Raw genomic sequence first — 11,879 nt, 5'->3', positions numbered from 1 at the left:
AAATTATCTCATCTGCTGAAATGTTGTTCTTTGAAGGGTATCTTTTTGATAATCCTAAATCAAAAAAAGCAGTGCAGAAAGCAATTCAGCTTGCAAAAAAACTAGGCACAAAAATTGCATTTACGGCTTCCGATCCAAATTGTATCAAAAGGCATCAAGCGGATTTTCTTGAGATTATAAGGCATTACGCTGATGTAATATTTGCAAATGAGGCAGAAGCAGAAGCAATTTTTGATGAAAAAGACCTCAGAAAAAACCTCTATAATTTTATAACTCTTAATGCGACTTCTTGTATAACTCGCGGAGAGGCTGGATCTTACATAGTGCAAGATGAAAAAATTTATGATATTGAAGCCGTAAAAGTTAATGATGTATATGATGTAACTGGTGCGGGTGACGCTTATGCCGCAGGTGTTTTATATGGATATTTATATGGCTTAAGCCCTGAAAAATATGGTAAGCTCGGCTCACTTTCCGCTGCAGAAGTTATTAAATATTTAGGTGGCAGACCAAATACTGATTTAAGCCAACTTCTAAACAAAATATAAAAAGATGTGCGTGATTCTATCTTAAATTTTTTCTTTATTCCGCTTGAAAAAATCAAAGGTATTGGCCCTAAATATCGTGATATTCTAAAGAATTTATTGCAAAAAAAAACTACTGAAGTTTATACAAAAGATTTATTTTTTCATCTACCTTTTAGAATAATTTCCAGAATAAAAAATCCAAATTTAAGAGATGATATTCATAATCAAAATGTGATTATGAAAGTTAAAGTGGTTGAAGGGGTTGAAGTAAAGGCTAGAAATAGAAGGGTTTTCAAGATAATTTGCGAATATGAAAAAAGATTTATTGATATAATTTATTTCAATGGCAATGAAAAATATTTAAGCAATCTTTATAAACAAGGCAGAAACCTTGCTATTTCGGGCTTGATAGAAAATTATAATAATAAATATCAAATCACCCACCCAAGATATGTTTTAGATGAAAATGAGATTGATAAAATACCGCTGCTTGAGCCAGTTTATATGGCAAGTGAGGGGATAAGCTCCAAAATAATTGGCAAGATTATCAATAGTAATTTTGAGCATTTTCCTGAGTTACCAGAATGGATTGATGCAAATTTTCTCAAAAAAAATAATTGGCAAAGTTTTAGAAAATCACTTTTTGATATTCATAATCCAAAATCACTAAGCGATATTTCACTAGATGGTAAAAACCGCCAAAGGCTTGCCTATGATGAGTTGCTTGCAAGCCAATTGGCAATTTCAATTACTAGAAAAAAAATCCAAAAACAAAAAGGGCAAGCGTTAAAATCTGAAAATATTTTAGTGCAGAATTTTCTGCAAAAACTTCCATTTGAACTTACAAATGGACAGAAAAATATAATGCAGGAAGTTTTTTCTGAAATGGAAAGTGAGTTTAGAATGTTCCGTTTAGTGCAAGGTGATGTTGGAAGTGGTAAAACAGCAATCGCAGTTTTAGCGATGATAAAAGCAGTTGAGGCAGGCTTTCAAGCAGGGTTTATGGCACCCACCGAAATTCTTGCGAAACAGCAATTTGATTGGCTAGAAGGAATAATAAAAAATTCTGAGCTTGAAAATTTTATCAAAATTACTTTGCTAACTGGAAGCACAAAAGAAGTTGAAAGAAAGGTAACTCTGCCAAAAATTGCCAGTGGTGAAATTAATATTGTTATTGGCACGCACGCACTTTTTCAAGAGAAAATTATTTTTCATAAACTTGGATTTATAGTGATTGATGAGCAGCATAGATTTGGCGTTAAGCAACGCCTGAGCCTCTCAGAGAAAGGTGAAAAAACTGACATTTTGCTGATGTCTGCAACGCCAATTCCAAGAACTTTAGCGATGACAATTTACGGCGATATGGAAATTTCAACGCTTGCTGAAAAACCTGCTGGTAGGCAAGAAATTGATACTCGTATAATTTCAAATGAAAAGATTGATGAAGTTACACAAGGTATAATTAGAGCGGTTTCTGCGGGTTCGCAAGTTTATTGGGTCTGCCCTTTGGTTAGTAAAAATGAGGAAGAATTGGAAGTTGTCGGTGAAGATGAAAAGGTAATTTCAGTTGAAGAAAGATATGAAAAATTGCAGGAGATTTTTGGTCAAAAAGTTGGCTTTGTTCACGGCAAATTAAGGGGTGAGGAGAAAAATAAAATCCTGCAAGAATTTCTAAAAGATAACATAAAAATTCTAGTTGCAACAACGGTTATAGAGGTTGGTGTTAATGTTCCAAATGCAACAATAATGGTGATTGAAAACGCTGAAAAATATGGGCTAGCTCAACTTCATCAGCTTCGTGGAAGGGTTGGCAGAGGTGAGAAAAAATCAACTTGTATTTTAGTCTATGGCAAAAAAACTAGCAAAATTGCGAAAGACAGATTAAACATTTTAAGGCAAACAAATGATGGCTTCAAAATTGCCGAAGAAGATATGGTTTTGCGAGGCACTGGCGATATTTTAGGCTTAAAACAAAGTGGCTTTCCTGAGTTTGAATTTGCTGATTTACCTGCACAAAAAGATTTATTATTTTCTGCGAGAGATGATGCTAAAATCATTTTAGAAATGGATTCTTCACTTACAAGTGAGAGGGGCAAGGCCCTAAGAAATCTGCTATATTTATTTGAATATGATAATCATATCAAATTTCTTGAAGCTTAATCTTGACGTGTTATCAACTCTAATCTCTCATATCACACTTCATACCCGCGAAGGCGGGTATCTAGAGTTCTTATGGATTCCCGCTTTCGCGGGAATGAAGCATCTTTTTTACCATTACGATTAAAAATCTATAGAGATTAAATGTTGAGCGTAATTTTTATCTTTTGGTTTCTGGTTGTCGTTAAATTTATAATTTTCAAAATCAGAAAATCTTATCAGCAAGTTTGAGAGTGCTTCTGCGAGATCGGTAATCATTTTTCTGGTGTGAAAAGGCGTTGGATTAATTCTAATTCTAGCTTGCTGAACCGGAACGGTTGGCGCAAAAATTGGCGTTACTGCAATATTATATTCCTCAAGCAAAGCCTTGGAAATTGCAATTGTTTTAGCCTCAGAGCCAATAAGAATTGGGATTATATTAGAATTATCAGGGCTTAAAATTTCAGAATTCTGTGAAAGCCCATAAGATTTTAATGTAAGGCGGGTTTCCTTAATAATTTCCTGATGTTTTTTGCGTAAAAATCTACCTTGAATTGATGAAATAATTTCAATCGCTTTATGACACGCAACGGCGTTATCAGACTGCATTGCGGTTGAGAAAATAAAATTTCTGCTATGATGGCGAATAAATTCCATCATATTTTTTGAGCCAACTACAAATCCACCAATCAGCCCTAAAGCCTTCGCAAAAGTGCCACAAATTATATCAATTTCATTAAGTAAATTTTGGCTTTCTGCAATTCCACAGCCATTTTCACCATAGACGCCGATTGCGTGAACCTCATCAAGATAAAGCATTGCGTTATATTTTTTCTTGAGAGAAATTATTTCTTTAAGTGGTGCAAAATCACCTTCCATTGAATAAATTGATTCAGCTAAGATTACTATCGGGCGAGAGTCCGAAATTCTGCGGATATTAGCGAGTTTATTTTCTAAATCAGATAAATCATTATGCTTAAAAATTTGCTTATCTGCACCTGAAATTTTTATACCATCAATGATTGATGCGTGATTTTTTTCATCAGAAATTGCAATCGCATTAAAATTTTTTAGTAACGCTGAAATAACGCCAAGATTCGCATCTAAGGCGGAATTGTGGATAAGTGCTTTTTCTTTTCTAAACCAATTTGCGATTTTATTTTCAAGGTTTTCAAGGCTTTCAGAAGTGCCGAGAATATTTCTAGTGCCGCCTGCACCTACGCCAAATTCCTTAATTGCAGAGATTTTTGCGTTTATAATTTCAGAGTTTCCAGCAAGCCCTAAATAATTATTATTGCCCCAAATAGTAACAATTTTTTTCTCATCACCGCTTAAAACCTCAGCTAATGGAGGGTTGTTTGGCAACAAATTTACAATTGGATATTCCCTAAAAAGATTTTTTCTTTTTATTTCCAATAATTGCTCACTTGCTAATTTTTCATAATTTACAAACATTTCCTATAAATTTTAAGTGAGTTTTTTTCTAGAATTTGCATAGATTTTAGGCTGAAATTTTCAAGCGGAATTTCAGATAAATTTAATTCACCAAAAGTTGATATTGCATCATCACCTAAAATTTTCGCAGATGAAATAAGCTGAATTTCATCAATTAAATTTTCTTTCAGAAAGCTGGTTGCAATTCCCTTTCCGCCTTCAATTAATAATCTTGATACACCAATTTCAGCGAGCTTATTTAGTATTTCTAAAAGATTAAGTTTATTTTCTTTTTCAGAAACAGAAATAATTTCAAGCAAAGTATTTTCAAATTTTTTTGAATTATTTTCTAAAGAATTTTTACTACAAAAAATAATAGTTCTAAATTTATTTGCGGTTTGAGAAATTTCTGATTTTTCTGAAATTTCTAAATTTTTATCAATAACAATTCGGAGTGGCGAGAATCTTTCTAAGCCTTGTAAACGTAGAGTTAGAGAGGGGTTATCAGATTTTATAGTGTTAATGCCAACTAAAATAGCATCATTTCTATAACGCAAAATTTGAGCGTAATTTCTTGCGTAGTTGGAAGTTATCCATTTACTTTTACCATTATTTAAGGCGATTTTTCCATCTAGCGAAGTGCCGAGTTTCAGCGTTACAAATGGCAGTTTTTCAGTAATTGCACGAAAAAATGGGAGATTTACTTCCATCGCTTCTTTGTGCATAAAATCTTCAACAACATCAATACCGGCATTTCTGAGGGCGAGGATTCCAGCTCCATTAACCTTTGGGTTTGCATCTTTGTTAGCTACAAAAACTTTTTTAATTCCAGAAGGGATAATCGAATTTACACAAGGTGGGCTTTTACCAAAATGGGAGCAAGGTTCCATAGTAACATACATTGTTGCACCTGAGAGAGCTTCTTTATTTGCCTTATTTATCGCTGAAACTTCTGCGTGAGTTCTGCCTTGCGGTTGGGTATTGCAAGCACTAATAATCACGCCATTTTTTACAATTACACAACCAACAGGTGGGTTAGGAAAAGTTGTTCCTATTGCTTTTTTTGCCAATTCAATGGCAATTTTCATAAATTTTTGATGTTCTTGCAAATCAATCATTTATAAGTAAATAAAATCTGTTATTAATTAGCTACTTATCATAAAAATTCTCGTATGTATAAAATTTTATTACCATCATTGCTAGCTTTAAGTTTATCCTCTTGCAGTTTCTTCAATTCTCTCTGGGATACATCAGAGGAATGGGGCAAGAAAATGCCCGTTAAGCAGGGCGTTGAAAGATGTGAAGATGGGGTAACTTGCTTCAGAAAAAGGCAACCTGAACAGCAATCTGATATTCAGCAACCTCCGCAAAATCAAAATTGGGTGCAACCACAAACTATAGAGCAACCTAGCCAAAATCAACAAGGATATATTCCAACTTCTTTGCCGGGGCAGAAGGGTGATGAGCCGAATATGTATGATGAAATGTCTAAAAAATTGCCACCAGATATGCAGGAAAACCCTAACAAAGAGGCCTATGAGGCTTATCAAAAAGGCTTAATGCAAGCTGGTCAACAACAGATGCAACAGCCTATGCAACAAACATTTCAACAGCCAATTCAGGGGCAAAATATAATGCCAACTCAAACCTACCAAGGCGGATACCCTCAAGCACCAGCAAATATTAGATTTGGAAATTAATTTTGATACCTTGATTTTTTTCTTAATTACTAATAACAAACAACTAACAACTAACAACTAATATAGATATGGCAGTAAAATTGGCACTAAATGGAATGGGTAGAATTGGCAGATGTATTTTGCGTCACTATGTTGAATCTGGCAGAAAAGATGTTGAAATTGTAGCCGTGAATGCCCCAACTGATATAAAAAGGCACGTTCATTTGCTGAAATATGATTCAACTCATGGCGTTTTGCCTTATGAAGTGAAGGGCGATGAAAAAACTTTCCAAGTTGGCAATCATAAAATGGTTAGATTTGATAATCGTGATCCATCTAAAATTGATTGGAAATCTGCGGGTGCTGATATTGTTCTTGAATGCACTGGCCACTTCAAAACTAAAGATGAGGCAAGTGCTTATAGAAATATGGGAGATGTGAAAGTTATGATTTCCGCCCCATCGCCTGATGCTGATGCGTGCATCGTTTGGGGGGTGAATAATCAAATGCTTAAAAAAGAGCATCAAGTTATTTCAATCGGTTCTTGCACAACAAATTGTTTAGCACCAGTTGCAAAAGTTTTGAATGATAAACTTGGCATTGAAAAGGGCTTCGTAACAACTGTTCACGCCTATACAAGTGATCAAAACCTCACTGATGCAGCCCATAATGATTTAAGAAGGGCAAGGGCTGCGGCCATTTCTATGATTCCCTCAACCACAGGGGCGGCAAAAGCGATTGGTCAAGTGCTTCCTGAGCTTAAAGGCAAGTTAGATGGCTGTGCGGTTAGAGTTCCAGTTCCTAATGTTTCTATGATTGATTTTACTGCACAAATCAGCAAAGAAACTAATAAAGAGGAGATCAATAAAATAATGAAAGAGGCATCTGAAACTGCACCGCTTAAAGGGGTTTTAGGCTATACTGATGAGGAATTAGTATCCGTTGATTTTATGAGAAACCCGCATAGCTCAGTTTTTGATGCAACTGGCACTTATGTTCTTGGCAAAAACTTCATTAGAGTTGTTTCTTGGTATGATAATGAATGGGCGTTTTCTGTTAGAATGCTTGATGTTGCTGCTAAGTGGATATAGGGATTATAGAGAAAACTCTCTCTCCCGTTTACGGGGGAGGGGAGGCATTGCCTCAGGGGTGGGGGCATAATTGGTTGATGGTAGATGTTGATGGTGGTTGATGGAAAAAGCCCCCCTCCTATCCTCCCCCCGCAAGCAGGGGGAGGGATTATAGAGAAAGCCCCTCCGCTAAAATGTCGGAAAATAAAGAGTGAAATTATTTAATAAATGAAACGCAAATCAATTATTATAAGGGCTAGATACTTACTTGAGGCATTATTAATTCTGCCGATTTATCTGATATTTCAAATTTTGCCTTTTAGAGTTTCCGCTTTTATAATCGGCAAATTGCTTAAGGTTTTTGGGCGGTTTCACCCAGCAAATAGAATCGCAATTAAAAATCTGAACCTTGCATTTCCTGAAAAATCTATTGATGAAATTCGTGAAATTGCCAAAAATTCTTGGGAAAATCTTGGAAAAACTGCCGGAAGTTTTGTTGGAATTACAAAGCTCAGTAAAAAAGAAATTGAAGAATTATCACCAATTCAAAATAAGCATTTTGTTGAGGAAGCACAGAAAAACTCAAGCGGTGGCATAATTATTGTAAGCGCACATACTGGAAATTGGGAGATTGGCTCGTCATATCTAAACGCACTAGTTCCAAATATTTCAATGATTTATCGCCATGCAAATAACCCTTTTGTTGAAAAATTAATCGCAAAAAATCGCAAAAAATATTCTGATTTTATCATTAGAAAAGGTGATAAATCTGGCTTTAGAGATATTTATCAACATCTCAAAAATGGCGGAAGCCTTGCCATAGTTGCTGATCAAAAAATTAGAGATGGTGTTGAAGTAAATTTTTTTGGTCAAGTTACAAAAGCGCCTTCAACCCCAGCAGAGCTTGCTTTGAGGTTTAATCTGCCAATAGTTATGGGCAGAAATATTGCATTAGAAAATGGCAAATTTCTCTCCAGTTTTGAAAAGCCGATTTATCCTGAAAATAAATCTGTTTTAGAATTAACTCAGGAAATTTATAATTATTTTGAACGCTGGATTCGTGAGTATCCAGACCAATGGTTCTGGATGCATAATAGATGGTATCTTAGGCACTGTTCTTAAAGGTTTATAATTCTTTGCTAAAATTGCGTAGTAATATCTTCCTCTAATCATCATCATCTTCATCTTGTTTTTTATCTTTCATATTTGTTGGGATATTTTTATAAGCTTCCAAGCCTTCATTTATATCATCGTATAAAATGAATTTTCCATCTTTAATAAGTAGAACTTTTTGGCAGTAATCCTTAATTTTTTTGGCAGAATGCGTAACAATTATAAGCCTACTATTAGAAAATTTTTCCTTAATAGCTTCTTTAGATTTTTTCTTAAAATTCGCATCGCCTACTGAAAGAATTTCATCAATTAGATAAGTATCAAAATCAAATGCGAGGCTAACTGCAAAGCCAAGCCTTGCTTTCATACCGGTTGAGTAGGTTTTAACGGGTAGGTCAAAATCAGCTCCTAAATCAGAAAAATGATGCACAAACTCAATAATTTTTTTGGCTGTTTGAGAATCTTTTTGCATTAGCATACAAACAAAGGCAGTATTTTGTTTGGCCGTCAAACCGCCTTGTAAACAACCTTTGAAGCCGACTGGCCAAGAGATATTTTCATCAGTAATAAATTTGCCAGAATCTTGATAAGTAGCTCCACCAATTAGCCGTAGGAAAGTTGATTTTCCAGCACCATTTTTACCAAGCACGCCAATATTTACCATTGAAGGCAAAACAACAGAGGCCTCTTTGAAAATATATTTTCTGCCATTGTCAGTATCATAATATTTGGTTATGTTTTGAAGTTTTATCATCTATCAATAATTCTTTTCCAATTATGGTGATAATAAAAAAGCCCTAAGCCCATTGTAATCAAAGCACTGGTGGCAAGATAAGGATAGCTTGCATAGCCCGAATCAAAACTTTCATTAAAGCCATCTCTCACTAATTCTATGGCGTGAATTATTGGGTTATAAAGCAGAATAGATTTGCTTGGTTCTGGCACGATTGAGATTGAAAAAAATATGCCTGAGATAAAATATAATGGCCTGAAAAGCATGGTTACAAATTTCTGCACATCATCATTAAAAGCACAGATTACCGCCAAAAATAAGCCTAATCCAAGTGAGAAAAAGAATAAAGTTAGAATTGTTGAAGCGTAAAGCAGAAAATTATCAAACCCAACATCAAAGCCAATTAGATAGAAAATAAACAGCAAAACTGAACTTGCGAAAATATGCACATTTAACTCTAAAATTGCCCTTGCGAGAATTGTATCAATCGGCTTTACATTACGATAAAAAAACAACCCAGCATTGACAGAAGTTGCATTAAGTGAGCGAGTTATAACATTTTTGAATAATATCCAAGGCATAATGCCTGTCATCACGAAAACTGGATAATCAAACTGATAACTATTCTTTGAAACCGCAAAAAAGATTAGGGAAAGAAGGGTAACGTGGGTTATAGGCTCAAGTAAAGCCCAAATAAGCCCAAGGTTATATTTGCCGAACCTTGTCATTAACTCTCTGAAATATAAGGCGAATATGGTTTTCCTCTGCACCCTGAAAGAGTTCCTAAACTCATTAAAAGATATTTGAAAATTACTAATCACCAAATTTTTTTGATTTGTTAATGGTTTTTTAACATATTGAATGTATACAGGAAATTATATTATATTCCAAATAAAATGAAGCTCGATTTCAAATATTTAAGAAAAAAGGATAAGTTATTTGAGAGGTTTTATTCAAGTTTTGCAGGCTTCATAAAATTATTAAGAAATGATGATAGCGAGTTTCAAAAATTACTTTCCGAACAAGAAGAGTTTTTAAGAGATAAAGCAAAAGAGGTTGAGGAATTTTCAAATAGTTTATGGACAGAGTTTTCTAAAGAATATCCAAACATTGAAATTCCTGAACAATTCAAAACATTTGTTAATGCAAATATTGAAGAACTAAAAGGAACTTATTCAAAAGCGGCAAGTAATGTCTCTAAAAATCCAAGTAGCACGCGAGAAAAAACTGATTTTTTAACAAGGCTAAGAAATAGCTTGCATAGCATTAAGAATATTACAAAACCCTCTAAATTTTGTCAGCCTATAATTGATATTTGGTTTAATAATGAAGGTGAGCATAGAAATGAAACTATAAATAAATTCCTGCCAATAGATGCCTTGCACTCAATGTTTATGCTTACCCCAGTATATCATCAAGCGGAGAGCTTAGAGCAACAATTAATTATTCAAGAACAAATCCCTCATAAATTAGAAGTAGAAAAATATACTCTAATGATGGCTTATATAAATGCAAAATATAAGCTTGGATATAATGAGGAAGAAGTTAAAGGCAGAGGTGTGTTCCTGAAGTTCTTATCAGAAAACCCTAGGGGTAAAGGTAATAAATCTTTGCCTAGCTGGGGAAATTTATTCCATAATGCTTCAAATCACTCTCTAGGTTGTGTCGTATTATTTAGATCTTTATGTTGCGATACATCTAAATATCCTAAAAATGAAGATGCTAAAAAAATTATAAAAGATTATGAAAGAAAAATGACTGAAACCTTCATTTTTCACGATGGTGGCGAGGAATATTTCAGGGAAGCATTAGTTGCAGGTGAAATGGCAAAAATTGTAGATGCTGATTTAGTCAAAAAAATCTATGCAGTAAGAGATAAATTTGAAGATTTTTCCTATAAAAAATTTACCATTCCCAAAGTCGTAAATTACTGCAAAAAATATATGGGTTTTAGTGATGAAAATAAAGCAAGCCTTAAAAACCAAATGGAAGTTGCTACTGACCTAAACCCATTTGAACACAAATTGTTAGAGGTTATAGAAAAACTTCATACCAGTGCAGATATTATAAGAATGCGAGTGAGGGGAGTTCAAGATACGCCAGAAGAAATATTATTAAAATTTACTTATGTTGCAAAGCATCTTTATGGTTTAGACCTCAAAGTGGATATGGAGCAGTTTAAGAATATATCTTATGATGAATATAAAGGTGCTATTGCTAAAATTTTATCAGAGGCAAAACCAAATTTTGATAAATCTTTAATTGGTCAAGTTGATAAAAGTTTAGAGGGAAAATCAAATGCTGAACAAGAAGTTTTAAGAAAGAGATATCAGCATGATGCAAAAAAAGCCAACGAGGAGTTCAAATATTATGCCGAAAAAACTGCAAAAAAACTAGGTTTTAATAAAAAAGAGGTAAAGCAAATTGAAAAATTTATCTCAAATTGTGAAGCGATTTACAACCAAAAAGGAAGGAAATAGATTTTTATTTCTCCCCAACCAAGCCTTTAACATAAACCTCTAAGCCAGTAAGGCGGAATCTTCTATTGCGTTCGGCATCTAGGATATTTTTAACAAGTTCGGCGGTTCTATCTGCGTCATCATTTACAATTACATAATCATAAATTTCCCAGTGAGAAATTTCATTAGCGGCTTTTGACATTCTATTGCGGATAACATTCTCATCATCAAGCCCACGAGAACGAAGCCTGCGTTCAAGTTCCTCCATTGAGGGGGGCAGAATAAAAATACTCACAACATCTTCCTCACATTCTTCTTGCAGGGTTATTGTTCCTTGCCAATCAATATCAAACAGAACATCTTTGCCGTTTTTAAGGCGATCAAAAACTGGCTTTTTAGGCGTGCCATAAGAATTGCCAAAAACTTCTGCATATTCTAAAAACTCATCATTTTCAACCATTTCGGCGAATTTTTCTTTTGAGACGAAATAATAATCTTTGCCATCAACTTCATTAGCGCGCATAGTGCGAGTGGTAGCAGAAACTGACATAAAAATTTCAGAGTCATTCTCAAGCAATTTCCTTGAAATAGTGGTTTTGCCTGCCCCTGATGGAGAAGATAAAATAAGTAATAAGCCTTTCCTTTCTATCTGCATTTGAAAAATATTTTCTTTAATTGTAATTATTCACTAAGCATAGATTTTACCAATTATCCTAATATTGTCACCC

The 11,879-nt window shown here is 34.3% G+C and carries 11 protein-coding genes; 6 read left to right on the top strand and 5 right to left on the bottom strand.

All coding sequences use genetic code 11. The features are described from left to right. Both SFT90_06470 and recG read left to right on the top strand, forming a co-directional pair. Positions 1-548, top strand: a 548-nt coding sequence (locus tag SFT90_06470) for a PfkB family carbohydrate kinase (GenBank protein ID MDX1950124.1), incomplete at its 5' end; no start/stop codon positions are given. Between the two features lie 6 nt (positions 549-554). After that, positions 555-2,687 carry an ATP-dependent DNA helicase RecG gene (recG, locus tag SFT90_06465; GenBank protein ID MDX1950123.1) on the top strand — a complete coding sequence of 711 codons (2,133 nt, stop codon included), beginning with the start codon at positions 555-557 and terminating at the stop codon, positions 2,685-2,687. 120 nt (positions 2,688-2,807) lie between these two features. Here recG and hemA read toward each other — a convergent pair whose 3' ends face one another. Both hemA and ribD read right to left on the bottom strand, forming a co-directional pair. After that, positions 2,808-4,118 (bottom strand): 5-aminolevulinate synthase, encoded by a 1,311-nt coding sequence (hemA, locus tag SFT90_06460; protein ID MDX1950122.1) that lies wholly within the window; start codon positions 4,116-4,118, stop codon positions 2,808-2,810. Next, positions 4,109-5,215, bottom strand: coding sequence for a bifunctional diaminohydroxyphosphoribosylaminopyrimidine deaminase/5-amino-6-(5-phosphoribosylamino)uracil reductase RibD (gene ribD / locus SFT90_06455; GenBank protein MDX1950121.1), 1,107 nt, complete (start codon positions 5,213-5,215; stop codon positions 4,109-4,111). The genes hemA and ribD overlap by 10 nt, the downstream gene beginning before the upstream one ends. 54 nt (positions 5,216-5,269) lie before the next feature. On the opposite strand from ribD, the gene SFT90_06450 reads away from it, so the two are divergent. From SFT90_06450 to SFT90_06440, 3 genes are all read left to right on the top strand, one after another. Beyond that, positions 5,270-5,797, top strand: a complete 528-nt coding sequence (locus tag SFT90_06450; GenBank protein MDX1950120.1) for a hypothetical protein — start codon at positions 5,270-5,272, stop codon at positions 5,795-5,797. A gap of 68 nt (positions 5,798-5,865) precedes the next feature. Beyond that, entirely contained in the window at positions 5,866-6,867 is a 1,002-nt protein-coding gene (gene gap, locus SFT90_06445; GenBank protein MDX1950119.1) for a type I glyceraldehyde-3-phosphate dehydrogenase, read from the top strand. Between the two features lie 207 nt (positions 6,868-7,074). Continuing rightward, positions 7,075-7,968 carry a lysophospholipid acyltransferase family protein gene (locus tag SFT90_06440; GenBank protein ID MDX1950118.1) on the top strand — a complete coding sequence of 298 codons (894 nt, stop codon included), beginning with the start codon at positions 7,075-7,077 and terminating at the stop codon, positions 7,966-7,968. Positions 7,969-8,011: 43 nt separating this feature from the next. Here the strand turns inward: SFT90_06440 and SFT90_06435 are convergent, their stop codons facing one another. Beyond that, on the bottom strand, positions 8,012-8,713 hold the full coding sequence (locus tag SFT90_06435) for an ABC transporter ATP-binding protein (GenBank protein MDX1950117.1): 702 nt from the start codon (positions 8,711-8,713) through the stop codon (positions 8,012-8,014). After that, the gene (locus tag SFT90_06430; GenBank protein MDX1950116.1) at positions 8,710-9,462 is read right to left on the bottom strand and encodes an ABC transporter permease; all 753 of its coding nucleotides are present in this window, start codon (positions 9,460-9,462) and stop codon (positions 8,710-8,712) included. Before SFT90_06430 ends, SFT90_06435 begins: the two co-directional genes overlap by 4 nt. A gap of 126 nt (positions 9,463-9,588) precedes the next feature. Here SFT90_06430 and SFT90_06425 point away from each other — a divergent pair, with 126 nt between their 5' ends. Beyond that, positions 9,589-11,172 (top strand): hypothetical protein, encoded by a 1,584-nt coding sequence (locus SFT90_06425; GenBank protein MDX1950115.1) that lies wholly within the window; start codon positions 9,589-9,591, stop codon positions 11,170-11,172. Positions 11,173-11,176: 4 nt separating this feature from the next. Here SFT90_06425 and gmk read toward each other — a convergent pair whose 3' ends face one another. Then, on the bottom strand, positions 11,177-11,806 hold the full coding sequence (gmk, locus tag SFT90_06420; GenBank protein MDX1950114.1) for a guanylate kinase: 630 nt from the start codon (positions 11,804-11,806) through the stop codon (positions 11,177-11,179). Positions 11,807-11,879: the final 73 nt, after the last annotated feature.

Source organism: Rickettsiales bacterium (genome assembly GCA_033762595.1).
Lineage (GTDB): Bacteria > Pseudomonadota > Alphaproteobacteria > Rickettsiales > UBA8987 > JANPLD01.
The sequence above is the reverse complement of the archived record's forward strand: the minus strand, read 5'-3'. Positions and strand labels throughout refer to the sequence as shown.